This window comes from Sporosarcina sp. P12(2017) (genome assembly GCF_002743035.1).
Lineage (GTDB): Bacteria > Bacillota > Bacilli > Bacillales_A > Planococcaceae > Sporosarcina > Sporosarcina ureae.
The window spans coordinates 88,952-113,980 of the sequence record NZ_PDYL01000008.1; the positions used below are offsets into that span (position 1 = coordinate 88,952).

The following is a 25,029-nucleotide window of genomic DNA, read 5'->3' on the forward strand; positions in this document are numbered from 1 at the left end:
CCGACAGAAAATCATGCTAGAATAATAGGACTGATTAGTGGAGGTATGGTGAAGGACATGAGGAAATACATAGGTGAGATTGGGTTGACGATCACCGCCATCATCTGGGGCAGCGGCTTTGTGATGAGCGCGCTCGCTTTGGAATATTACACGCCGTATCAAATATTGGCCGTACGTTTTACAATAGGGGCGCTGCTACTTAGTGTCGTTTTCCATAAACGTCTACTCCGGGTGGACAAGTCGGTTTTGTGGAAAGGTGCGTTGCTTGGTGTATTGCTGTATGCGGCATTTGCTTTGCAGACGGTAGGCTTACAGTTTACGACACCTTCGAAAAATGCGTTTTTAACCGGTGTGAATGTAGTGATGGTCCCGTTTATCGCATTCATTTTATATAAACGAAAGCTGGATACATTTGAATTGTTTGGTGCAGTACTGGCATTGATTGGAGTGGCGGTTTTATCGTTGCAGTGGTCTACCACTATTAACATTGGCGATATGCTGACGCTCGGTTGTGCTGTGATGTTTGCGTTTCATATTTTTTACACGGCACGATTTGTCCGAACGGAAGATGCTATTTTGCTAACGCTATTGCAAATGGCTATCGCCGCCGTGATCAGTTGCTTGACTGTTATCGGAATGGGCGAAACGTCATTTTCCATGGAACCAAAGGGTATAAGCTCGGTGCTGTACTTAGCTGTATTCTCTACGACTCTGGCATTCTTGATGCAAACAGTTGGACAGAAACACTTATCGGAAACGAAAGCAGCCATTATATTATCGACAGAATCTGTTTGGGGCATGATTTTCTCCGTTGCCCTCGCCTATGAACTGTTGACATTCCGCATGTTCCTAGGTGCACTCATTATCTTCATAGCGATTTTATTATCAGAGGTCAGACCTCAACTGTTGAAAAAACGTATCCCCTCACAAGTAAAAGAACATGAAATTTGAAAAAAGGGTTGCCCGACAAGTCATCAACTGACTTTTGGACAACCCTTTTCTATGTTTTCTTTGCGACCAATGAAGTTTGATAACTATGCAACGACATGCCTCCGATAATTACCAGCACGCCGACTAACGAAAGAGCGCTCGGTAATGGCAAGCTAAGCAATAGCATCTCACCAAGCATGGCGAAAATTAATTCAACGGACTGCGTAGCCTCGACAGCCGCCAGTTTCCCTTGATCATGTTGCACCATATCCGTCGCCATGAAGAATAATGAAGTGGCGATTACGCCTGAACTGACTGAGACAATTAATGACTGCACGACCTGGCTTAGAGAAGGCAAGCCGACAGTTGCCGCTGCATAGACCGCTAGCAGTAACCAAATAGGTATCGTCATCAGTGTCATCGCCAGTACACGCTGGAACATATCGAGCCGTCCACCTAGTAGATTCATCATTTTTCGATTGCCGAGCGGGTAGGAGAACGCAGCAATGACAAGCGGCAAGGTACCCAGGAGAATCGTTTTCGTCGATACACTTCCTGCATGTGGGATCTGGATCAGCACAACACCGACTAAGATGACCAGTGAAATGACCAATGATGCTGTAGGAATGCGGTGACGAATCGTGCGTGTTTCACCAGTCTCCGTCTTGGCTTGGAACGTGAAGAAGGGTGCTAGCAACACACCAGCGACGATTGTCATCTGCCAAGTTCCCGCAACGAGCCATCCCGGACTATAGCCGGCTGAAAACGTCAGCGGACCATAAAACAGGACGAAAGCTACGAAACTCCAGATGAAAAAGGGCCAAGGTGCCGCAGTCATCTCTCGTTTTACACCAGACAAGCCGCCGCGCATGGCTACGATGACCACTAGGAAGGGCACCATGAAGAAATAACGCAATGATGCACTCCACATCCAGCTGCCGCCATCAAGTTCCATCGATCGGTTTAGCACAAAAGTAACCGCAAAAAAGAGGGCGGATAATATTCCAATTCCAATTGCCTTCATACACTTAACCTCGCTGTTCTTGGAGCTTCAGCGCTTCGATAATGACTTGTGTAGCTTTCGCCATATTGTCTGCTGAGATAAATTCGTATTTACCGTGGTAATTTTCACCGCCTGTGAAGATGTTTGGCGTTGGCATTCCCATATAGGAAAGTTGTGAACCATCTGTACCACCACGAATCGGTGCGATTTTCGGTTCGATATCGAGACTACGGTAGACGTCTGCCATTACGTCGACGATTTCCATGACAGGCGTAATCTTCTCGCCCATATTGAAGTACTGATCGGTTACTGTCAGCTCCACTGCATGTTCACCATGCTTCTCTTGAAGGCGTGTAGCGGTATCTTGTAAGAGTTGTTTGCGAGCTTCAAAAAAATTCTTGTCAAAGTCACGAATAATATATTGATAGGTAGTTTTTTCTACAGAACCATTTGCTTCCATTAAATGAATGAAGCCTTCATAGTTCTCTGTTTCCTGCGGGATATCATGTTCCGGCATGGCTTGATGGAACTCTGCCGCGATTAATAGGGAGTTGACCATTTTATCTTTTGCAGTTCCCGGATGCACATTCGTTCCATTAAACGTTACTTCTGCGCCCGCAGCATTGAAGCTTTCATACTGAAGTTCTCCAAGCGGTCCACCATCCATTGTATAGGCGAAATCTGCACCGAATCGTTCTACGTCGAACTTATGAGGGCCGCGTCCGATTTCTTCGTCAGGTGTGAAGCCAACTCGTACTTTGCCGTGTTTGATTTCGGGGTGCTCAACTAAATAATGCATAGCTGTCATGATTTCCGCGATACCGGCTTTATCATCAGCACCTAGTAATGTCGTCCCGTCCGTCGTGATCAGCGTGTGGCCTACGTAGTTGTTGAGCTCAGGAAAAGCTTGTACGCTCATGAGGGTTGTTTCATTTAATGAAATGTCTTTACCGTCATAGTTATCGATGCGTTTTGGATTGACGTTTGTCCCCGTGTAGTCAGTCGCTGTGTCGACGTGTGCTAGGAAGCCGACTGTTGACAGTTGTTTGTCGGTGTTAGCCGGTAATGTGCCGAATAGGTAGCCGTTTTCGTCCACCGAGATATCTTTGAGACCGATGTCGGCCATTTCTTTTTCGAGCACACGCAGCAGGTCCCATTGTTTTGCGGTGGACGGTGTCGTGTCCGAAGCAGCGTCGGATTGTGTGTCGATTTTAGCATAGCGGATGAGTCGTTCAATCAGTTCTTCTTTCAAATAGCAGGCTCCTCTCAAGATACGAATTAATGTTTTCATTTTAACAGAGGTGTGTGAATATTTCGTTTAAAATGAATAAAAAAAGAACCGAGAGTTTCGGTTCTTGGAAATGGTGTAGAGTTAATTGCTGTTGGGGTTGGGATTGGTGCTTCGGAGGGGACGCTTTCCTGAGGGCTCGCGATGAGCCAACCAGGTCGCGAGCTCCCTTTTGGTTGTCTCATCTGTCGAGCTGATCCTCTGGGAGTCGCCCCTCCTACACGCCAATCCCTTACAATCAGAGTAGGTAATACTTATTGAAGTCAATGAAATTAGTGTTGTTACTGGTTCTGTACTTTAACTTTAATAAGTTGAAATACAACAATAGTTCACACACTACCTACAATGAGGGAAGTAAGTGCCTACACTCGGTAAGTAGGATTGAAGCGGAAGTTGGGGGCGACTCCCGATGGATCAGCGAGAGCCTTGAGACCCTGGACGAAGCGAAGCGCAGGAAGCGGCTCAAGCCGAGCCCATGGGAAAGCGTCCCCCAACTGGAGCTTCAATCCCCACGCACTCACTAATTAGCTTACATTTTTAAAGCGTTTAATTTACGACCATCAATTAAATATATTAATCGTAGTGATGATGATCGGCATCGAGACGACGTCTATGAGGAAGGCGCCTACGATAGGGACGATCAGGAAGGCTTTGCGTGACGGGCCGTAGCGTCCTGTAACGGCTGCCATGTTCGCCATGGCGTTTGGCGTCGCACCCAGACTATGACCTGCGAAACCAGCGATCATGACCGCTGCATCGTAATCCTTACCGAGCAAACGGAACAGGATGAAGATCGCAAACAATGCAACGAAGATCACTTGTACAAAGACGATCAGCAACAATGGAAGCGCCAAATCTGCGACTTCCCATAGCTTGATGCTCATTAACGCCATCGACAAGAAAATACCAAGTGATACGTCGCCAATCAAATTGATGCTCGTCATATGAACCGCATCTTCCTTCACGCGGTCCACAATATTTCGAACGATAACTGCAACGAACATTGCACCTACGTAACCTGGCATGACGAAACCAGTAGCGCTAGAGAACAGATCACCGATAAACGTACCGCCTGCGATACAAAGTGTAATCAATAACGTCTGTGTCAGGAAGTTATCGGTGTTGATTGGTTTTTCCAATGATTCCACGGAATAGGCTTCTTCATGCTCGACTTCCGTAGATTTTAAATCATATTTATTGATCAAGTATTTAACGATAGGACCACCGATTAGACCGCCTGCTACGAGTCCAAAAGTAGCCGCCGCAATACCAATAGATAGTGCAGAATCAATCCCGAGACTTTCTAACGTTTCCCCGTAAGCAGTTGCACCACCGTGCCCGCCCTCCATCGAGACAGCGCCAGCCATCATACCGATCAACGGATGCAGACCGAATATATAGGACATGGAGACACCTATGGCGTTTTGAGCCAGTGCTAAGAATCCACAAGCTGCCCAGTAGATCATCAATAATTTTCCGCCTAGACGGATCAGACGAAAACTAGCACCAAGACCGACTGTTGTGAAAAATGTCAGCATAAATAAATTTTGCAGTGATGTGTCCAATGTGAAACTTAGTAAATTGAAGTACTTCAAAATAGTCGCTAAAAACGCGAATAGTAAACCGCCGACAACAGGGGCAGGAATACAGAATTTCTGGAGAAAGCCGACTTTACGGACTAACATCGTACCCAGTGTTAGGAGAGCTAACGCTAAAAACAGCGTAGAGATTTGATTTAGCTCAATTGTCATGTGATTCGACCTCCCAGCAATGCAAAGATTGCTTCATTTGTAAGATAGGCCCCCAGCTTAACCGTTTGATTATGATGATCAAGTGACGGATTTATTTCGGAAATGTCAAATGAAAGGGTTTTCTTATGTGATGCAACAGTCTGAATGAAAGAGCGGACAATCAACGGATCCAATCCGAAGGGAGACGGCGCACTTACACCTGGAGCATACGCAGAATTCAGGACATCCGAGCACAATGTTAACAAAATAGCGTCCTGTTTATCAATGAATAACTGTATTTTTTGTAATGTATCGTCTAAAAGACTTGTCGTAATCTCTTGTTCCGTGACATATGTCACGCCTTTTGCATCGGCTTCTGCGAATAATGCGTCCGTGTTGCCAAATTCTTGTATTCCTAGCACGAGGTAGTCAACATTCGGATCAGCGTCGAGCATCTGCTTGAACATCGTGCCCGAAGAAGGTTGTTCATCGTAGCCGCGCAAATCGAAGTGGGCATCAATATTTATGACACCGAGTTTTGCGTCAGGGCCAAGGAAGTCTCGAACTCCAGTATAATGACCGTAAGCGGTTTCATGTCCGCCGCCTAAAATAACGGGCTTCGTGTGATAGAGAAGGCTCTTTTGAACGACTGCGCCTAATTCAGCTTGCGCTTGTTCTAGCTGACCGTCCTCACATACGACAGTACCTACATCAACTAGCTGACAGTCAGTGGGCAAGCGCCAAGGTAGTTTCGCTAGTTCATTACGTAATGCATTCGGTCCTTCTGCAGCACCGAGTCTGCCATTATTTCGACGTACACCTTCTTCGGAAGAAAATCCGATGAGGGTACAAGTTTTATTGGTAGCGCTTTCTTTTATTTCAGAAAATTGAATAATTTGATGCGTTCGGAATGCAGCTCTGTCGGTCTCGCTATCGGTACGACCTGCCCAGTATTTTTCATTTGATGGGATTAACAATATACTTCACCCTTTCCAACGTGATATTCTTACTATACTGGTTTGTACTTATTAATTCTAATACATGTTTTTCATATATTCATGCATACAGACTATAAGTGGAGGTGAGATGAATGGAATTCAAGCAATTGCAGTATTTTGTCATGGTGGTGCAGCAGTCCAGTTTTTCTGAAGCGGCCAAAAAACTTCATCTTTCACAGCCTTCGCTCAGTAAAGCAATCAAGAACTTGGAATTTGAAGTAGGATTTCAGTTGCTTGAACGAACGACCAAGCGTGTCCAATTGACGGAATCGGGTAGCGTGATTTATGAACGTGCATTGCAAATTCTCCATGAGACAGATATTTTACAGCAAGAAATTAAAGAAGTGAAGTGGACAGGCAGCGGAAGTGTGCAGATCGGTATGATTGAATCGGTGAAAAATTGGCTTCCTTCTATACTACTTACATACCGCCAAGAGTTTCCATCGATGCATGTGAAGTTAATAGAGGTGTTAGGCCGCGGAGATGTTGAACGAGCGCTCCGTCAATACGCTGTCCATGTCTGTTTAACCAATCAATTTATAGAGGCTTCGGATATCGTCACGATTCCTTTATACCAAGAGCAATTGGCAGTTGTCATGCATCCAGAACATCGTTTGGCAGGCAAGGATTCTATTACGCTAGCCGGTCTAGAAGATGAGGCATTCATTGTCACGAGTGTTGGATTGCAAACTAGACAGGATATTTTTGCTGCGTTTGCTGAAGAAGGCGTGCGAATGAATGTATGTTACGAAGTAGAGCGTTTTGAAACGATTGTGGAGTTGGTACGGGAGAATATTGGAATTTCGATTATTCCACAAAAATATTTTGCGCATAGGCCCGATCCAACTATTGTCATAAAAACAACAAATTCGAAGACGTTGACACGCACAGTGTATCTCACTTATTTGAAAAAACGTTATATGCCACCAGCTATTGAGGTGTTGATCGATAGTATACAAATGCAGCGTGACTCTTCTGTAAAGTGGAAAGAAGGGGAGAACTAAATGAATACGTTTTTATTCGGTATTTTAGTTGTCATTACGACTGCTTTAATGGCCTCGTCATTTGCTATTGGGACACTAGTATAGAAGCTTTGTTACCGCTTGCAACAGCGGGTTGGAGTGATGTGCGGTCATTTGCATTTGAAAAACGGGTACGGTATTAAGGTTTTTATCTGCAGTAGCGTAGGCTTGCGCGACGTTGCTTGGCAAAGTACACGGCTATCGTTTTGATACATGGGTGATGACTGCCTATCAAATGCTATTTGGTTTTATATATTGCAGACAAGAAATCCCAAAAGAACGAGTGCATTTCTGTTTTTGGCACCATTCTTCGGGACATTGTCGGGATGGGTTCTGTTGGAGGAAACGTTATCAATGTCATTCATTTTAGGAGGAATGCTCATCAGTTTGGGAATATTCCTCGTGAACTGGCGCAGCAAACGAGTGTTGAATAGAGGACTAGTTGACTTGCCATAGACGACAATAGGCTTCAAGTTCGCTGAGGAATGCTTGTACTTCTTTCGTGTTAGAATGGGCTACCGTATAAAATGTACGTTGGATAGGCGTAACGTTATAATCGAGTACGGTTAGTTCACCTGTTGCCAGTTCATGTTTGCAACTATGGCGCGATAAAATAGCGATGCCTAGTCCGCTAAGAACAGCTTGTTTGATACTTTCCGGCGAGCCTATTATAGTAGGCTTTACTTGTACTCCATATTGTTGAAGAGCTTGATCAATCAACGGACGGCTAGGATCTTCCGTGTCGGGCAAGATCCAATGCGTATTTTGCAAATCTAGGATGGACGAGCTTCTCTTATGTGCGAGCGGATGCGTGGCGGAAGCAAAGAGTAACAGTTCGTCTTGCATAAATGCTTTTGACGATGATAAGTTGTCCAGTTCACTGCAACCGACATCGGCCTTATTGCTTTTTAGTAATCGCATAATTTTAGAAGATGGAGCGGTCGTCAGTTCCAGTCGTATGTCGGGATACTTCGCGTGAAGCCGAGTGAGGACGTCGGGTATAATAGCTTGCGAAATAACCGGTGAAGCGGCAATGCGTAAAGTTCCTTTTAGTGCCGTTGTTTGCGTTAAATTTACCTTTGTACGATCGGTCAAATCAATCATCTCCAAAGTGTGTTTTTATAGTGAACGTTCTGCGGGTATGACTTGTTTTTGTGTGAAAAAATAGCCTTGCATTAATCTGCAAGGCATCGAACATACAATTATAGAACTGTGTAATTTTTGTGTGCGACGACAGTCATGTTGGAAGCTGCTCCAATGTTTTCTGCGTCTTCTTCAGAAATCTTCACAATGACGGAGTTTTCGAGAATCTTGTGTATAGTTCCGGAAACTTCATGTTCATTACGGTTGAAAGATATGACTTCGTCTACATACCGTGATGCTACAAAATCAGAAACTGGACGATCTTTTCGTGGGAATGCCAATCGAATCAACTCCTTCAGTAGTATGGAATCTAGTTTGTCGTAATTTGTCAATAAAATCAGACGGAAAGTACGTACAATAGCTTACTAGAACTAGTATAACACATTTCGGGAAATTAATCATCATACTAGAGTTATGTCGAATGAGCAAGTTTTGCGAAGAATCATTTATGGGAGTTGCCTGTTTCCATCCCCAGAGCTAGCATAGAACGGATGTTAGGCAAATCAATTGATTGACAGTATACCTATTGGGGTATATTATAAAATGAATAGTTAGGAGGTTGAGTGATATGGAATACGATGATAAAGTCAAAAATCGGTTAAAGCGTCTAGAGGGTCAAATCAAAGGCGTCTTGCGTATGATGGAAGAAGGCAAGGACTGTAAAGAAGTAATCACGCAATTATCGGCCAGTCGTTCTGCTATTGACCGTACAATTGGTGTAATCGTGAGCTCGAATTTGATCGCCTGCATGGAAAATATAGACGACGCAGATGATCGTACGCATGAATCCATCATTAATGAAGCGGTGGATCTTTTAGTAAAGAGTCGATGAGCAACATCACTTGACTCTTTTTTTTACAACATATAATATACCCCTATAGGTATTTAATATAATGATTTTCAAAACGAAGGGGACGAGAACATGACGGAGCAAAAGAAAACAACGATTGTATTATTCAGTGGAGATTATGATAAGGCCATGGCGGCTTATATAATCGCGAACGGCGCAGCAGCGTATGATCATGAAGTAACGATTTTTCATACATTCTGGGGATTGAACGCATTGCGGAAAGACGAACCGATTAAGGGTAATAAAAGCTTCATTGAAAAGGCTTTTGGAAAAATGATGCCACGTGGAGCAGATCAAATGGGATTATCCCAAATGAACTTTGCAGGAATGGGTCCTAAGATGATCAAGCAAGTGATAAAAAAGCATAACGCGATGACATTACCGCAACTGATCGATATGGCAATAGAGCAAGATGTAAGATTGATCGCCTGTACGATGACAATGGATTTACTAGGACTTGGTGAGGATGAACTTCTTAAAGAAGTCGAGTATGGCGGTGTAGCGGCATACTTAGGGGAAGCACAAGACGGTCAAGTGAATTTGTTTATTTAATTTTTTTATAAAAATAGATACCCTCGGGTGTATAGGAGGAATAAAATGATTCAGTCAGATAAGGTTTTAGATGCAAAAGGTCTTGCTTGTCCAATGCCGATTGTGAAGACAAGAAAGATGATGAAAGATATGGAAGACGGCCAAGTGCTTGAAGTCCAGTCTACAGATTCAGGCACCACTGCAGATTTACAGGCGTGGACGGAAAGTGCGGGTCATCAATACGTAGGGAATGTGAAGGAAGCAGATGTATGGCGCCACTTCGTACGAAAAGCAGGTCAGGGCGATCAGTCACAAAAAGAATATCCGGTTACAGTCGACAATGATCAGTTGTTAGAACGGCTGCAACACCCTAACGCTGTGTTAGTAGATGTTCGTGAAGAAGCTGAATATGCATTTGCTCATATACCTGGGGCCCTATCTATACCTCTAGGTCAGTTGGATGAACGTATGGCGCACTTGAGTAAGGACCACAAGTACTTTGTAGTATGCCGAACAGGTAACCGCAGTGATATGGCGTGCCGAAAACTAGTCGCAAATGGATTTGAACGTGTCACGAATGTAATTCCTGGCATGTCGGAATGGAATAGCGAGACAGAAAATACAACAGGAGGTATGAATAAATGAGAACCATTCAATCAAGTGAAGTAGCAAAGCGCGTCATTGCGAAGGAATCCTTATTCATTTTGGATGTGCGAAATGAAGGTGCATTTGAAGATTGGAAAATCGAAGGGGAGCAAGTGCGCCATTTGAATGTACCGTACTTTGATTTATTGGATGGCATTGAAGAAATTGAAGATCAATTGCCAAAAGATGAAGAAATCCTAGTTGTCTGTGCAAAAGAAGGTTCGTCCATCATGGTGGCGGAAATCCTGGAAGAGGCAGGCTTCCCAGTAGGTTACCTTTCAGGTGGAATGAAAGCTTGGAGCGAGTATCTTGAGCCGGTGAAAATTGCCGATTTGAAATCGGGTGGCGAGCTCTATCAATTCGTCCGTCTTGGTAAAGGATGTCTTTCCTATATGGTCATGTCTGGTGGGGCAGCGGCAATCATTGACGCAACACGTATGACGGATGTGTACTTGGATTTTGCTACGCAGCGCGGTATCAAGATCACAAACGTACTTGATACGCACTTGCACGCTGATCATATTTCGGGTGGTCGTCAGATTGCAAGAGCCACGGGTGCAACGTATTGGCTGCCTCCGAAAGATGCAGAAGAGGCAGTATTTGAATATGCAGCGTTAGAAGGTGATACATTCATTCAGATAGGTGATACAAAGATTGATATTCAAGCACTTTATTCGCCAGGACACACAATTGGTTCGACTTCATTTATCGTCGATGACAGCTATTTGATGACAGGCGATATTCTGTTTATTGATTCGATTGGACGTCCAGATTTAGCTGGTTTAGCGGAAGATTGGGTAGGTGATTTACGTGAGTCTTTGTATAGTCGCTATAAAAAATTATCTGAGGACTTAATAGTCTTACCAGCACACTTCATGATTATAGATGAGTTGAATGAAGATGGTAGCGTGGCGGAGAAGCTTAGCGTATTGTATGAAAAAAATCATGGCTTGAATATTCAGGATGAAAAAGAATTCAGAGAATTAGTTACTGATAACTTGCCTCCACAGCCAAATGCATATCAGGAAATTCGCCAGATGAATATGGGGAAAATTGAGCCTGATGAAGAAACGCAACGCGAGATGGAAATTGGCCCAAATCGCTGTGCGGTACGGTAACTATTTAGTTGAATTTGTAGTGAAAACAAAAAAACAAATTAAAAGGAGAAGATATATATGAGTACAACAACATTTTTAGACGCAAAAGGCCTGGCATGTCCAATGCCGATCGTACGTGCAAAGAAAGCCATGAAGGACTTGCAAGCAGGAGATATTCTTGAAATTCATACGACTGACAAAGGATCAGTATCCGATCTGACTGCATGGGCGGCTTCTGGTAATCATGAAATCAAAGATCAGCAACAAGAGTCCGATGTCTTTAAATTCTGGATCCAAAAAGGGTAAACTACGGATAGAGGGAATTGCTGTCTCCCTCTTTCATTAGGAAGAAGGGAGAACATCATGACCATTCCATTTATTATCACGATCTTCCTCATTGGATTCGTCGGCTCGTTCCTTTCTGGTATGATGGGAATTGGCGGCGCAATTGTTAAATATCCAATGTTGCTATTTATCCCTGCACTACTGGGTTTTGCTGCGTTTACACCACATGAAGTTTCTGGAATTACTGCAGTTGAAGTGTTCTTTGCATCACTTTCAGGAGTTTTAGCGTATAGAAAGAGTAATCTAATCTTGAAGCCACTTGTCCTCTATATGGGAATCAGTGTATTAGTCGGTAGTGTGATCGGCGGCGCCGGTTCTAGTATGCTATCAGAAGCTACGGTCAACATTATCTATGGTATTCTAGCCGTTATGGCGGCAATTATGATGTTTATTCCGAAAAAGGGTCTTGACGATCAGCCGGTTGATGAGATTACATTCAATCGCTTCGTTGCTTCTAGTGCTGCCTTTATTGTCGGCTTGGCAGCTGGGATTGTCGGAGCTGGTGGTGCATTCATTATGGTACCGATTATGCTCGTGATACTAAAAATTCCTACACGCGTTACAATCGCTACATCACTCGCGATTACGTTATTGTCATCAGTAGGCTCAGCATCAGGCAAGCTCTTAACAGGGCAAGTACCCTATGGACCGGCTCTCATCATGATCGCCGCAAGCATCATCGCGGCTCCGATCGGTGTAAAAGTCAGTCGTAAAGTAAACACCAAAGTATTACAAAGCATTCTAGCCGCGCTAATCATGGCCTCCGCCGTAAAAATATGGTGGGACATATTTTAAACAAGCACAATCGCCAGCACATCGTTCACTGAACATGTGCTGGCGGTTTTTCGAATGGAGTCGCAAGTAGAAACTTCATTAAACTCACTACGGCGTTTGTGGATGGCTCCCGTAACGTCGATTTACAGTGCTTTCTTCCCTCTTACTTTCAATTCAACATATTGAAAGTAATGCTAATTTCGAAACATTCTATTAAATTCTTGCAATAGACTAGGAATAGCCGTATACTATTTTTCAACGATGGAAAACGAATAGACACACTCTTATCAAGAGCGGCGGAGGGATTAGGCCCTGTGATGCCCGGCAACCGGCGAAAGCAAAGGTGCTACTTCCTACAAACTCTCAGCAGTTTGGAAGATAAGGGAGGAATGAGCGAAAGCAGAGCCCTCTTCTTATTATGGAAGATGGGCTTTTTCTATATATATCGAGGGAATCTCACTCCTGCGTTTTTCTTGTCTAGTCCCAGAGGGAAGATATTTGGGGCGTTTCGGTGTTCCATCAATACATGAAAAAGGGGAATGGTTATGACGAATTTACAGCCAGAAACGATACTATTACACGGAGGGCAAAAACCGGATCCGGAAACAGGCTCACGGGCTTTACCGATTCATCGTACGACTTCTTATGTATTCAGAGACACAGAACACGCACAAAACTTATTTGGCTTAAAAGAAGCAGGCAATATCTATACAAGAATTACGAACCCGACAGTAGCTGTCTTCGAAGAGCGTGTCGCACAGCTAGAAGGCGGAACAGCAGCAGTTGCGTTGTCTTCGGGAATGGCGGCAATTGCATTCTCTATTATGAATATTGCCGAAGCAGGCGATGAAATCGTTGCAGCGAGTAATCTTTACGGTGGTACATACAATTTATTCGCCGTTACATTACCGCGCTACGGGATCACAGTGAAATTTGTTGACGCATCTGATCCAAAGAACTTTGAAGCAGCTATTACGGATAAAACGAAAGCATTGTTTGCAGAAACAATCGGTAACCCAAGCTTGCAAGTGCTGGACGTGGAAGCTGTCGCGAACATTGCACATGAAAATGGCATCCCATTGCTAGTAGACAATACATTCCCATCTCCATATGGATCAAATCCAATCGAGTACGGGGCGGACGTAGTCATCCACTCAGCAACAAAATGGATCGGCGGACACGGTACGACCATCGGTGGTGTAGCTGTGGATGCAGGGAAATTCGACTGGACACAAGGTAAGTTCCCAGGCTTTACAGAGCCGGATGAAACGTACAATGGCTTACGTTATGGAATCGACACGGCTGCTGCAGCTTTCGCAACGAAACTGCGCGTGCAATTGCTAAGAGACTTCGGCCCGTGCTTGTCGCCGGACAGTGCATTCAACTTGTTGCAAGGTTTAGAAACACTTCATTTACGCGTGCCACGCCATAATGAAAATGCACAAAAAGTCGCGGCATTCTTGCAAGATCATCCGGCAGTAGAGTGGGTAACGTATACGGGTCTAGAAGATCATCCAACAGCGGAATTAGCAAATAAACATTTGAAAAATGGTTATGGCTCAATTATTGTATTTGGTATCAAAGGTGGACGCGATGCAGGAAGACAAGTAATCGATAATGTAGAAATTTGGTCTCACGTAGCGAATGTGGGAGATGCAAAGTCATTAATCATTCATCCGGCATCTACTACTCATCAGCAGTTGTCTGTGGAAGATTTAAAAAACTCAGGTGTCAGCGAAGAGCTAATCCGCTTGTCTGTGGGGTTGGAGTCAGTAGACGATATTATCGCAGATTTGAAACAAGCAATCGAAAAAGCCGCAAACTAATACAAAAAAATGAACACTACGCATGTGCGCAGTGTTCATTTTTTATTTTCGTTTAATTTTTCTTCGCTCTTCCTTCAAAGATTTGAATAGCGAAGTGACCATCATGATCAGTATGATGGAGAAAGGTAAGGCGGCTATGATGATAACATTTTGAAGTGCGTCCAAACCACCAACATACAATAGAATAATCGCGATGGCGGACTGAATGACACCCCAGACGACCTTCAAGTTATTAGGTGGAGTCAATGAGCCATATGATGACTGCATACCAAGTACGAATGTAGCCGAATCCGCTGATGTAATGAAGAATGAAGTAATCAGCAAAACCGCGACAATTGAAATGACGAATGACCAAGGTAATCCACTAAACATCTCAAAAATCGTCAATTCTGTTGCCGTAGATGCTAAATCGATAATACCTGCTTTTTGTGTTTCAATAGCTGTCGTACCAAACGCTGAGAACCAAATCATACTCAATACAGTCGGTACAACGAGCACGCCGATCATGAATTCGCGAATCGTTCTTCCTTTTGAAACGCGGGCAATGAACATTCCAACGAATGGTGACCAAGCTATCCACCAAGACCAGTAGAATAGTGTCCAGTCATTCAACCATGAACGGTTTTCAGGCGTAAGTGGTGCTGTGCGGAAACTCATACGAATGAGGTTTTCTAAATATCCACCGATAGAATCAGTGAACATATTGAAAATCAGCAATGTTGGACCGAGTGCAATGATAAAGACCAACAGTGTAAGAGCTAATACCATATTTGTATTCGATAAAATACGAATCCCTTTTCCGAGACCGCTCCAAGCGGATAGTAGGAATAATACAGTAACGATCGCAATGATAATAAACTGAGACCAGAAACCGATCGGAACACCAAATAAGTAATTCAAACCAGCGTTAATTTGGACTGCTCCAAATCCGAGTGATGTGGCGACGCCAAAAACAGTAGCAAAAACTGCAAAGACATCGATTACAGTTCCAAGTTTGCCTTCTACGCGATCACCGAAAATCGGACGAAGTGTAGCGGAAATTAAACCAGGTTGACCTTTGCGGAACTGGAAGTATGCTAGCGCTAAAGCGGTCATACCATATATAGCCCATGCGTGGAAGCCCCAATGGAAAAATGTTGAACGCATCGCTTCTTTATACGCTTCTTTCGTTTCAATAGGCGCAGTAGCTGAACTTACCGCATAATGCGAAAGAGGTTCCGCAGCTCCATAGAACACGAGCCCAATTCCCATACCCGCAGAAAATAGCATGGCAAGCCAAGAAAATATGGAAAACTGTGGTCTGTCACTGTCTTTCCCCAATCGAATCCTGCCGAGCGGACTGAATATCAAATAGACTGAAATGAAGAATAGCATAGAAACTGTCAGTAAATAATACCAGCCGAATGAATCCGAAATCAGATTCCTTATATTGAGCGTGATCGCCTCAAAGTGTTCGGGAGCGATTACACCATAACCGACTGCCAATATGACAGCTACTAATGTAATATAAAATGTTGATGAAACTTTTTTCATAGGCACTCCTTTTTAAAATGTAGTTTGTGAAACAATCGAAGTAACTAATCAAGATTGTAGAATAAAATTGCACACATACACTTGACAATACCCATCTAGTCGTTCGTGTAAACGCTAAGTATATGACAGTTTGTTTACAATGTCATCACAAGTGAAAATAAAAAAGACGAGAAAAATTCATTCTCGTCCGATATGTAAGTAGGTACTGTAGTGCAATTCATGTACTTGCACAGAATCATCAGCCTGCTCTTGTGATAGTATACATGAAAGTTAGGGTTGATTTCCAGCCAGAAGAACAATTTGCTTTCATACAACAAGAACCGTAGCCATGTTATACTATAGAAACAAATGAAATGAGGAGGGGATTTTCATGCAGTATTCACAACCTAAGATGCTTCAGCTCGTAAAGCATAGCCCAGAGTTAAACAGACGATTGAAAGAGATTATGAAAGAACATGAGCTAGAGAAAAGCTTTGCATTGAAAGCACTTTATCATGCAGAAGTGAAAGACGGCGGAGTCTATCAGCGAGATTATCAGGAGCTGTAAACCTCCACTCACTTATAAAAGCACCTAGTGTAATAAATAGTATTCATTAAAAGACTGATGGAAGATTCCTTTCGTCAGTCTTTTCTACTGTTCTTTTGAAATAATCAAAATTAGCGAATGGCAATGTGGTATACTATGGTAAAATTGAATAGAATATTTTGGTTCTTTACATTACTGTAAAGATGAAAAAGGAAACAGGTGAAAATCCTGTACGGTCCGGCCACTGTAAATGGGTAATATCTTCAGAATACCACTGGTGAAATACTGGGAAGGTTGAAGATGTGATGATCCATAAGTCAGGAGACTTGCCAAAATAACATGCGTTACGCCTCCCAGGAAGAGGTATGCATATTGTATTGGATAAATAATTAAGTTATTACAGGAGTCCGTCTATACATAGTGCCCTTGTCTCTTTCTGGAGGCAAGGGCTTTTTTACGTTCAATTTATCAAACTAGTACAAGGGGGAAGTCATTTGTTTAAGCGTTATGTATCGATCATCGCAAGTGTTTTACTAGCAGTAACGATGCTGTTGCCGACGACCAGTTCAGTTGCTTTAGCGAATTCGGATGTACAGCAAAGTAAAATAAGCACGCAAGCCGCTAACTACATGGTGGATGTGGAAGTAGAAGGTTTATCGGGAGTAATTTTAAAAGAAGCGATTCAAGTTACAGAAGGGCAAAATGCGTTAGATGCGTTGAAGAAGGCACTTACTAGCCAGAACGTAAAATATACTGTGCAAGAAAGTGATTACGGGGCGTACGTAACATCTATTAATAATGAAGAAGCAGGAACATTAGGTGGTTGGGATGGCTGGAATTATACAGTAAACGGACAAGCACCTTCTGTTGGAGCTGCTGCTTATGTAGTAAAAGATACTGACGTGGTGAAATTTTTCTATGGCCGTTGGGCTGCTATCTCTACGACTACACAGGTTATAGAACATAGTGAAAATCCTGCAATTACGGTGAATCTAATTGGCGATACTTTTACACCGGCAGCGCTAGAGCCGGCAAATTGGACTGTTGGACAATCTAATTTGACAATTTCTACAGTTACTCAAAATACGGATCAGCAAATAACGATTCAATTAAACGGTAAAGTAGACCGTGAAAACTTCTCGCTAGTTGCATCAGAAGAAACAGTTGTAGGAAAAGCGGCAGATGCACTACAAATTACAGTAGTTGCGAGTCAAGCAAGCGTACCTGAAGCGATTGAGAAAGTGACAAATTATATACTGAGTAAATCTGTATCGAGCGAGTGGACGGCAGTCGGTTTAGCAAAAGCAGGAGTAGCTGTACCGGACAACTATGCAGTCATATTTGAACAAAATGTCCAACAACAGATCGTTGAGAACTCGGAACGTCTAAAAATTACAGATGCAGAACGTTTGACGATAGCCGCGGCAGCGATAGGGAGAGATCCTAAGAATATCAATGGTATCGATTTACTCGATAAAATTTATAACAGTATAGATATAAGAAACGTAGATACGATGACTCGCCAAGGAACGAATGGTTTAATATTTGCGTTAGTTGCACTGGATACGAAAAACTATGAAGTTCCAAAAGATGCACGATGGAATCGCGAAAAGATAGTTGAGGCTCTTTTAAGCTATCAAAGAGCAGATGGTGCTTGGAGTTTAGCTACAAGCAATACAGGCGCTGCGAGTTACGATATGACGGCAATGGCTCTTATTGGATTAGCTCCTTACAATGAACAACCAGCTGTCAAAAAAGCTGTTGAGAAAGCAGTTACTTTCTTGTCTGAAAGCCAAGGTCCTACTGGCGGATTTAATGAAACATTCGTAGGTGGCATTTCTAGTGAAGCCACTTCGCAAGTCATCATTGGTTTGACAGCAAATAACATCGATCCACAAGGTGAACAGTTTACAAAGAACGGCATCAACTTGATAGATCACCTGTTAAGCTTCCAAACAGAAAACGGAGGCTTCAAGCATACTATGACAGGTTCGACAGACGGAATGGCTACAGAACAAGCGATTCAAGGTCTTGTCGCATTTGATTTATTTACAAAAGGCGAAGGACGACTGTATGATTTTTCGGAAATAGTCACGCAACTTGAAGTTTTAAGTCATTCAACTCTTCAAGGAATTGTTAATAATAGCCTTCTAAATGTGCAGAAAAACAAAAATGAAGCATGGTCTTCTGTCTTTATTGAAAACACGGAAATAATTGAAGGATATTATATTGTACAAGCGGGAGAACAAGGGACTAAAAAAGAAACGTTGATTCCTGAAGGGACGAAAAAAGTATTCATAGTAGATAATGATCGTCCATATCGTTATTTCGATGCCAAAGTAGTAGAACCCACTCATACATTTACAGTCACGTTCAACAAAGAAATACAGGACTCAAAAGCGAATTTGGATAAAATCTATGTAGAAGATATTACAGGTAAGCGCGTACCGGTCACAGTGAAAGCGAACGGTTTGAAAGTTACTGTGACACCGGAAGCCAATTATATAAAAGGTCAGTTATATTCTTTAGTTGTGATTGAACCAGTTTCTATAGAAGGAAAAACATTAAAACAAGCAGCTCGTAAACTATTCATCATTAAATAAGGAGGTATGCGTTATTTCTATCATCAAAAATTTCACGAAAATAACGGCAGCATTCGCATTAGCGAGTGCCGCTATCCTTATGCCGGTTGCACCTTCATTCGCAGAGCAACCGACTCCGATTTATGAAAATCAAGCAGCACAGACACTACAGCATTCCATCACGATTTCCAATACAGAAGTTCCGATGCCGTTGTCTACCGTCGAAGTACAGGAAGGCGATACAGTTTTAAGTGTACTCAAGCGGAATGTTGAATCAAGAGGGATTCAAATGGAATACAGTGGCGGTGAAGGCGCGACAGCTTACGTAGAAGGGATAGATAATGTATATGAATTCGACCGCGGACAAGGCAGCGGTTGGATGTACAGCGTCAACGGTATCTTCCCGAATCGTGGAGCGGGCGTCATCAAGCTCATCCCTGGTGATAAAGTGGAGTGGAAATATACGACGGACTTAGGTAAGGATCTAAACGCCGATCTGTTTCCTTTCCGTGAAGACTTGGAGCCAAAAATTTCAGTGTCAGGTGTTACTTCGGGAGCAACAGTTACGAAGTCTACCCTTTCATTCCAAGTAAACGCAGCGAGTTATTTCGGAACAGCACTTCAACCGACAGTCACTGTAAACGGCAAGCAAGCGGTCGTTACAGGGAACACAGTAAATGCGGTATTGCAGAGTGGTGATAATAATATCGTCTTACAGGCAACGGATGCGAAGAACGATTCGGTTACAAAAACAGTGAAAGTGACGTATGCACCAATCGCTAACCCTGAACCGAACCCGTTACCAAATCCAGTTCCGAATCCGAATCCATCACCGGAGCCTCCGGTAGTGAAACCAGGTCCAACACCGGAAACGCCGTCTACTAAAGATTACTCAAAGCTTGTCACTTCAGCCATTAACGAGGCAAGTGCGCAAATGCTTGCAGGATCGATCGACAGTGAGTGGCAGGCAATCGGACTTGTGAAAGCGGGCAAGAAAGTACCTGCGTCTTATACAAAGGAATTCTACGAACATTTACAAGACCAGGTGATTAGCAGATCCGGCAAAGGTCGAATGAAGATTACTGATGTACAACGTTTAACAATGGCTGCCGCAGCAATCGGCATTGATCCAATGAATGCGGATGGCAAGGGCTTTAACTTAATCGATAAAATTGTAAATAGTGAAAAGCATATGACAGGTGCTGATAGCCTGACATACCAAGGTAATAACGGCATCATTTTCGCGTTGATTGCACTCGATACAAAAGGCTACCAAGTACCAAGCAACTCGAAATGGACACGTGAGAGCCTAGTTGCAGAGTTATTGAAATACCAGAAAGATGACGGGTCGTGGAGCTTGTCGACGAGTAAAGAAGGCTCGACAAGCTATGACATTACCGCAATGGCTTTGATAGGCATTGCACCTTACACAGATAAGCCGGAAGTTCGTAAAGCGATGGATCGTGCAGTGAAGTTCCTCGCGAATGAACAAGGTCCAACAGGTGGATACGACGAAGCGTTCGTTGGCGGTATTTCCAGTGAAGCGACGTCACAAGTAATCATCGGTCTGACTGCAAATCAAATCGATCCGCGTATACCGATGTTTACGAAGAACGGCATCAACTTGATCGATCACCTTTTGAGTTTCCAAACAGCTGATGGTGGCTTCCAGCATACAGCAGGAGATAGCCGCTCGAATGCAATGGCCACGGAGCAAGCGTTGCAAGCTTTGGTAGCATTTGATTTATTCACAAAAGGCAAAGGGGTATTGTACAACTTTAAAGAGATACCTGTTGTTCCGGCGCCAAAGCCAGATCCTGAACCAACACCTGATCCAGATCCGAAACCAGAGCCAAAACCAGAGCCAAAACCAGAACCAGAACCGACTCCGACTCCGACTCCACAGTTTACGGATATTCATACACACTGGGCAAAGGATTATATTAATCAAGCAGTAGAGCAAGGAATCGCGAACGGCTATAAAGACAATACGTTCAAGCCGAATCAATCACTGACTCGTGCACAAGCGGTATCTATTTTAGTTCGTGCATTGGATTTGAAAACGGACAAGAAAGCACCATTCCCTGATACACAAAAGTATGCTTCAAGTACACAAGAAGAAATTGCAGCTGCATACCATCATGGTTTAGTTAAGGGGAAAGACGGCAAATTCATGCCTGCGCAAGAAGTAACGCGTGCACAGATGGCGCTCATGTTATACCGTGCGTATGAAGTGAAGAATGGCGAAATGTATAAGTTCGACAAAATGGCGCCTTTCCGTGATATTCGTTCATATAATATGGAAGCTGTAAAAGCGATGAGCATGCTATATGATCTGAAGATGGCAAAAGGGGAGAATGGCAACTTTATGCCGAGTAACTCTACGTCTCGTGCACATGCTATGAAAATGTTAATAGAGTTTTTGAACACAAAATGATCACACAATCTTGCACCCGCGCGGTGCAAGATTGTCTGTTTTTAACGTGGAATGTTTTTAGAGAGTGGAGAGGGGAAGGGTTATGGGCGATGGAATTCAGGCAATTCACCCTTTCGTGATGTTTTTTTATTATATTTGCCTTGGCTTTTTTGCGATGTTTTTTAATCATCCGATCTTTTTGCTGGCGGGTTGCCTTGCATTAATTGCGGTCAATCTATCACATGACGGCGGGCATGCGATGAAGCAGTGGGCGCCGTTGATGGTGACTATGACTGCGCTGATTATTGTGATCAATCCCTTGCTTAACTCAAGAGGGACGCATGCATGGTTTGATTTCTTTGGAAAAAAAGTGACGTTAGAAGCGATGCTCTATGGTGTCGTAACGGCGATGTCGTTGTTGATGATTCTTCTACTATTCGTTTCATTGAATATCGTCTTGAACGGTAATAAATTATTATATATCTTCGCAAGAATCCTCCCGAGGACCGCATTTCTCATTATGATGTCCATCCGTTTTGTGCCGTTATTGAAAAGGCGGTTAACCGAAATCCAGGATGTTCAGCGTCTGAAGGGCATGACGATGACACAAGGAACATTGCGTGAGCGTGCGAAGAGCGGGATGTCGATGTTACAAATTCTGCTATCTTGGTCGTTGGAAGAAGCTGTGGAAACGGCGGATTCTATGAAAGCACGGGGGTATGGGTCTGGTACAAGACGTCCGTATATTCCGTATCGCATGACGAAGTCAGATAGACGTTGGTTGAGTTATTTACTCGTAGCTTTCGTTATGTGCGGCACGGGTGGATTTATCGGCTACGGAAAGATTGTCATTTATCCGGAACTTGGTCTATTACATCTGTCGTCGCTTGATTGGTTCGTATTCGCTTGCTGCATGGCCGTCGCGCTGTTTCCGCTATTTGTAGAAGGGAGAGAACAACTGAAATGGAATTATTCAATTTGAATCACGTCTCGTTTTCTTTTCCGAATACAGATCAGCATGTGCTGAAGGATATTTCACTTTCCGTCAATGAAGGCGAGTTCCTTGTCATTGGAGGCGCTAGTGGCAGTGGTAAAACGACTTTATTGAAATTATTGAAGAGGGAATTGACGCCGACAGGAAAACTTGAAGGGGAAATTTTCTATAAAGGTAAGTCGATCAGTGAGTGGGAAGAGAGGCAGATGGTTGAGCAAGTTGGTTATGTGTTCCAGGATCCAGACAATCAAATCATCATGGATGAAGTGATGCAAGAGATTGTCTTTGGACTGGAGAACTTAGGGTACTCTACTTTTGAAATGCGTAAACGGGTAGCGGAAATGGTTCACTTTTTCGGAGTGGAGGACTTGCTGAATGCCAAGCCTTCCGAATTGTCAGGCGGTCAAAAGCAGTTATTGAATTTATTGTCGGTACTACTTATGAAACCGCGTGTGCTATTGCTTGATGAACCGACATCACAACTCGATCCGGTAGCGGCAAAAGAGTTGGTGCTAATGCTTGAGCGTCTGAATAAAGAAACGGGCATGACGATTGTATTGGTTGAACACCGTTTGGAAGAATTGTATGCAGTGGCGGACCGGATCGTACTGATGGAATCAGGTGAAGTTCGGTACGAAGGAGACAGTCGTCAAGTCATTGGAGAGTTATATGCGGATCATGCGACACATTTCTTTCCGTACTTACCTACATTCGCACGGCTCTATATGGAATTTGAAGAGAAACCTATTATTGCGGCAATTCCTCTGACGGTGAAAGAATGTAAGCAGTGGATCGGTCGTGAAGAGCGTGAAATGATGCCTGTTGAAGCGCATTCAGATCTCTCGAAAGAGCGATGGATACTCGAAATGGACGATGTGTTTTTCCAGTATCAAAAGAAAGCACCATTCGTCTTGAAAAGTTTTACGTTACGCATCCCTAAAGGTCAGTTTTTTGCAATGGTTGGTGGAAATGGCAGTGGAAAGACGACTGCTTTGCGCGCAAGTATCGGCAGTATAAAACCGCAACGTGGCAAGATTCGTTTGAATGGGCAGGATATGAAGAGGATGAAGGATTCTGAGTGGCTTGGAAAAATTGCGTACTTACCACAAAATCCACGAACGTATTTTGTCCAACAAACGATTGAAGAAGAAATGCAAAATATCGGTGAGCGCTTAAAACTATCCAATGTAACCGAACGGATGCATCATTTGCTTGAAGCGTTTGGTATTTCTCATTTACGTACGCGTCATCCATATGACTGCTCGGGTGGGGAAGTCCAGAAAGCGGCACTTGCCTGTATTTTGCTAGGTGAACCCGAAATGTTGTTTATCGATGAACCGACGAAGGGGATGGATCCGGTTTCCAAGCAGCATTTAGGCGAGTTGTTGTATAGTTTGCAGCAAGACGGACTGACCATCTTCATGGTAACGCACGACATCGGCTTTGCAGCGAGTTATGCAGAACGGTGTGCGATGATGTTCGACGGAGAAATTGCAGCGGACGGGACACCGGATGAATTATTCAAAGGCAATTATTTCTACACGACGGCGATCAATCGTGCGACGCGGGAAACAAAACAGCCTGAAGTTTTGACGTATGAGGAGGCTGTAGCGACATGGGCCGTTCGCGAAAGTATTTATTAATTGTTTCATTAATATTATTATTGTTACTTGTCGTTTCCATCGTATTCTTTCATTATAGAGCGTATTTATTACTCAGTATGATCATGATTGCGGCTATTATGATTCCATTTTTCGCACGGTTTGAGTGGCGGGACGTAGGGGGAAGAGAGGTCGTCTTGCTGGCAATGCTTGCGGCGATTGCGGCAGTTGGACGTGTTCCATTCGCTGGACTTCCAAGCATTCAGCCAACTTCGTTCATCATCATTATGGCAGGGTTGGTATTTGGTGCGGAGTCAGGCTTCATCGTTGGAGCGGTCGCGGCGATTGTCTCAAACTTCTTTCTCGGTCAAGGGCCTTGGACACCATGGCAAATGTATGCGTGGGGCATGATGGGAATGACTGCCGGCCTATTGCGTAATACCGCATTTATGAAGACATTGTGGGGAAAATGTACATTTGGTTTCGTCTGGGGCTATATATTCGGATGGTTCATGAATACGTGGGTCCTTGTAGGAAATATCGAAGCATTGTCTTGGAAATACGTTGCGGGGATTTTTGCATCCAGTATCTACTTCGACCTCGCACATGCCTTATCCAATGTGTTTTTCATTATCGTATTTGGAGCTAGTTGGATAAAAATTTTACAACGCATTCAGCGGAAGTATGGATTGCTATATGAACAGTCCAGTTAACCGATGTACATACTACACAAAAAAAGAGTAGCCAGAATTGGCTGCTCTTTTTTATGTGATGAATGAAAAGGAATGATTGTATTCGATAACAATACCTTCTCCTTCAAAAATCACGAAGGATTAAACGGTTGATTACCTTCCGTCTGCTTATTCTTTTTTGAATTCGTATTATTCTTCTTAGCTGCATCGTTCTGTCCAATCACATCAAAATCGTCAGGACTCAAATCATATCCGAAGCCATACTCCTCACGCATGTTCTCAGTATTCTTCTTATTATTCTTTTTATTAGGCATATTCGTCACCTCCATTATAAGAGTGTGGCATTCTTATTCAAGATTATACATCAGCTATGAGCGGTTGTGACGGTGTATAGAGCGGTTGGATGTGTTCTATGAGCGCTTGTGTGGCATGATAGAGCGCTTGGCCGTGTTCTATGAGCACTTGTGGATTTTTAAGAGCGGTTAAGGCAGTTTAATGAGCGC

At 43.4% G+C, this 25,029-nt stretch carries 24 protein-coding genes and 2 riboswitches; of the genes, 16 read left to right on the plus strand and 8 right to left on the minus strand.

What is annotated here, in order from left to right; genetic code table 11:
• The first annotated feature begins 57 nt into the window (after positions 1-57).
• Positions 58-951: a DMT family transporter gene (locus CSV80_RS08200; protein WP_099670424.1), complete on the plus strand. Its 894-nt coding sequence runs from the start codon at positions 58-60 to the stop codon at positions 949-951.
• A gap of 49 nt (positions 952-1,000) precedes the next feature.
• On the opposite strand, the gene CSV80_RS08205 is transcribed toward CSV80_RS08200, so the two are convergent.
• The 4 genes from CSV80_RS08205 to hutG form a co-directional block, all read right to left on the minus strand.
• The gene (locus CSV80_RS08205; RefSeq protein ID WP_099670425.1) at positions 1,001-1,954 is read right to left on the minus strand and encodes a DMT family transporter; all 954 of its coding nucleotides are present in this window, start codon (positions 1,952-1,954) and stop codon (positions 1,001-1,003) included.
• Positions 1,955-1,958: 4 nt separating this feature from the next.
• A complete protein-coding gene (gene pepT, locus CSV80_RS08210; protein ID WP_099670426.1) occupies positions 1,959-3,185 on the minus strand; it encodes a peptidase T in 1,227 nt (408 codons plus the stop codon).
• Positions 3,186-3,781: 596 nt separating this feature from the next.
• Positions 3,782-4,972: a sodium/glutamate symporter gene (gltS, locus tag CSV80_RS08215; protein ID WP_099671858.1), complete on the minus strand. Its 1,191-nt coding sequence runs from the start codon at positions 4,970-4,972 to the stop codon at positions 3,782-3,784.
• Positions 4,969-5,928 carry a formimidoylglutamase gene (gene hutG / locus CSV80_RS08220; protein ID WP_099670427.1) on the minus strand — a complete coding sequence of 320 codons (960 nt, stop codon included), beginning with the start codon at positions 5,926-5,928 and terminating at the stop codon, positions 4,969-4,971. Before hutG ends, gltS begins: the two co-directional genes overlap by 4 nt.
• A gap of 113 nt (positions 5,929-6,041) precedes the next feature.
• On the opposite strand from hutG, the gene CSV80_RS08225 reads away from it, so the two are divergent.
• Together CSV80_RS08225 and CSV80_RS17790 are read left to right on the plus strand one after the other, a co-directional pair.
• Positions 6,042-6,953: a LysR family transcriptional regulator gene (locus CSV80_RS08225; protein ID WP_099670428.1), complete on the plus strand. Its 912-nt coding sequence runs from the start codon at positions 6,042-6,044 to the stop codon at positions 6,951-6,953.
• Between the two features lie 231 nt (positions 6,954-7,184).
• Positions 7,185-7,427 carry a DMT family transporter gene (locus tag CSV80_RS17790; RefSeq protein ID WP_233201549.1) on the plus strand — a complete coding sequence of 81 codons (243 nt, stop codon included), beginning with the start codon at positions 7,185-7,187 and terminating at the stop codon, positions 7,425-7,427.
• Here the strand turns inward: CSV80_RS17790 and CSV80_RS08235 are convergent.
• Positions 7,410-8,066, minus strand: coding sequence for a LysR substrate-binding domain-containing protein (locus CSV80_RS08235; RefSeq protein ID WP_158231873.1), 657 nt, complete (start codon positions 8,064-8,066; stop codon positions 7,410-7,412). The two genes, CSV80_RS17790 and CSV80_RS08235, sit on opposite strands and share 18 nt — an antisense overlap.
• A 107-nt stretch (positions 8,067-8,173) precedes the next feature.
• Positions 8,174-8,395 (minus strand): DUF2187 family protein, encoded by a 222-nt coding sequence (locus tag CSV80_RS08240; RefSeq protein ID WP_029053955.1) that lies wholly within the window; start codon positions 8,393-8,395, stop codon positions 8,174-8,176.
• A 287-nt stretch (positions 8,396-8,682) separates the two neighbouring features.
• On the opposite strand from CSV80_RS08240, the gene CSV80_RS08245 reads away from it, so the two are divergent.
• The 7 genes from CSV80_RS08245 to CSV80_RS08275 all read left to right on the plus strand — a co-directional run bounded on the left by CSV80_RS08245 (position 8,683) and on the right by CSV80_RS08275 (position 14,182).
• Entirely contained in the window at positions 8,683-8,946 is a 264-nt protein-coding gene (locus CSV80_RS08245) for a metal-sensitive transcriptional regulator (RefSeq protein WP_099670430.1), read from the plus strand.
• 90 nt (positions 8,947-9,036) lie between these two features.
• Positions 9,037-9,516, plus strand: coding sequence for a DsrE/DsrF/DrsH-like family protein (locus CSV80_RS08250; protein ID WP_099670431.1), 480 nt, complete (start codon positions 9,037-9,039; stop codon positions 9,514-9,516).
• A gap of 45 nt (positions 9,517-9,561) precedes the next feature.
• Positions 9,562-10,140: a sulfurtransferase TusA family protein gene (locus tag CSV80_RS08255; RefSeq protein WP_099670432.1), complete on the plus strand. Its 579-nt coding sequence runs from the start codon at positions 9,562-9,564 to the stop codon at positions 10,138-10,140.
• Entirely contained in the window at positions 10,137-11,258 is a 1,122-nt protein-coding gene (locus tag CSV80_RS08260) for an MBL fold metallo-hydrolase (RefSeq protein ID WP_099670433.1), read from the plus strand. The genes CSV80_RS08255 and CSV80_RS08260 overlap by 4 nt, the downstream gene beginning before the upstream one ends.
• Before the next feature lie 57 nt (positions 11,259-11,315).
• Positions 11,316-11,543, plus strand: coding sequence for a sulfurtransferase TusA family protein (locus tag CSV80_RS08265; protein ID WP_029053950.1), 228 nt, complete (start codon positions 11,316-11,318; stop codon positions 11,541-11,543).
• 57 nt (positions 11,544-11,600) lie between these two features.
• Positions 11,601-12,377 carry a sulfite exporter TauE/SafE family protein gene (locus tag CSV80_RS08270; RefSeq protein ID WP_099670434.1) on the plus strand — a complete coding sequence of 259 codons (777 nt, stop codon included), beginning with the start codon at positions 11,601-11,603 and terminating at the stop codon, positions 12,375-12,377.
• Between the two features lie 260 nt (positions 12,378-12,637).
• Positions 12,638-12,741, plus strand: a riboswitch (SAM riboswitch).
• 160 nt (positions 12,742-12,901) lie between these two features.
• The gene (locus CSV80_RS08275) at positions 12,902-14,182 is read left to right on the plus strand and encodes an O-acetylhomoserine aminocarboxypropyltransferase/cysteine synthase family protein (RefSeq protein ID WP_099670435.1); all 1,281 of its coding nucleotides are present in this window, start codon (positions 12,902-12,904) and stop codon (positions 14,180-14,182) included.
• A gap of 42 nt (positions 14,183-14,224) precedes the next feature.
• Here CSV80_RS08275 and CSV80_RS08280 read toward each other — a convergent pair whose 3' ends face one another.
• Positions 14,225-15,715, minus strand: coding sequence for a glycine betaine uptake BCCT transporter (locus CSV80_RS08280; protein WP_099670436.1), 1,491 nt, complete (start codon positions 15,713-15,715; stop codon positions 14,225-14,227).
• Positions 15,716-16,085: 370 nt separating this feature from the next.
• Between CSV80_RS08280 and CSV80_RS17635 the strand changes: the two genes are divergently transcribed.
• From CSV80_RS17635 to CSV80_RS08310, 6 genes are all read left to right on the plus strand, one after another.
• Positions 16,086-16,262 (plus strand): hypothetical protein, encoded by a 177-nt coding sequence (locus CSV80_RS17635; RefSeq protein ID WP_099625366.1) that lies wholly within the window; start codon positions 16,086-16,088, stop codon positions 16,260-16,262.
• A 142-nt stretch (positions 16,263-16,404) separates the two neighbouring features.
• Positions 16,405-16,589: riboswitch (cobalamin riboswitch) on the plus strand.
• Between the two features lie 146 nt (positions 16,590-16,735).
• Positions 16,736-18,844, plus strand: a complete 2,109-nt coding sequence (locus tag CSV80_RS08290; protein WP_099670437.1) for a DUF4430 domain-containing protein — start codon at positions 16,736-16,738, stop codon at positions 18,842-18,844.
• A gap of 79 nt (positions 18,845-18,923) precedes the next feature.
• Positions 18,924-21,260: an S-layer homology domain-containing protein gene (locus CSV80_RS08295; protein WP_099670438.1), complete on the plus strand. Its 2,337-nt coding sequence runs from the start codon at positions 18,924-18,926 to the stop codon at positions 21,258-21,260.
• 82 nt (positions 21,261-21,342) lie between these two features.
• Positions 21,343-22,221 (plus strand): energy-coupling factor transporter transmembrane component T, encoded by an 879-nt coding sequence (locus CSV80_RS08300; RefSeq protein ID WP_099670439.1) that lies wholly within the window; start codon positions 21,343-21,345, stop codon positions 22,219-22,221.
• Positions 22,203-23,876 (plus strand): ABC transporter ATP-binding protein, encoded by a 1,674-nt coding sequence (locus CSV80_RS08305; RefSeq protein ID WP_099670440.1) that lies wholly within the window; start codon positions 22,203-22,205, stop codon positions 23,874-23,876. The genes CSV80_RS08300 and CSV80_RS08305 overlap by 19 nt, the downstream gene beginning before the upstream one ends.
• Positions 23,849-24,547 (plus strand): ECF transporter S component, encoded by a 699-nt coding sequence (locus CSV80_RS08310; RefSeq protein ID WP_099670441.1) that lies wholly within the window; start codon positions 23,849-23,851, stop codon positions 24,545-24,547. Before CSV80_RS08305 ends, CSV80_RS08310 begins: the two co-directional genes overlap by 28 nt.
• A 110-nt stretch (positions 24,548-24,657) precedes the next feature.
• Here the strand turns inward: CSV80_RS08310 and CSV80_RS08315 are convergent, their stop codons facing one another.
• On the minus strand, positions 24,658-24,840 hold the full coding sequence (locus CSV80_RS08315; protein WP_099670442.1) for a hypothetical protein: 183 nt from the start codon (positions 24,838-24,840) through the stop codon (positions 24,658-24,660).
• Between the last annotated feature and the right edge of the window lie 189 nt (positions 24,841-25,029).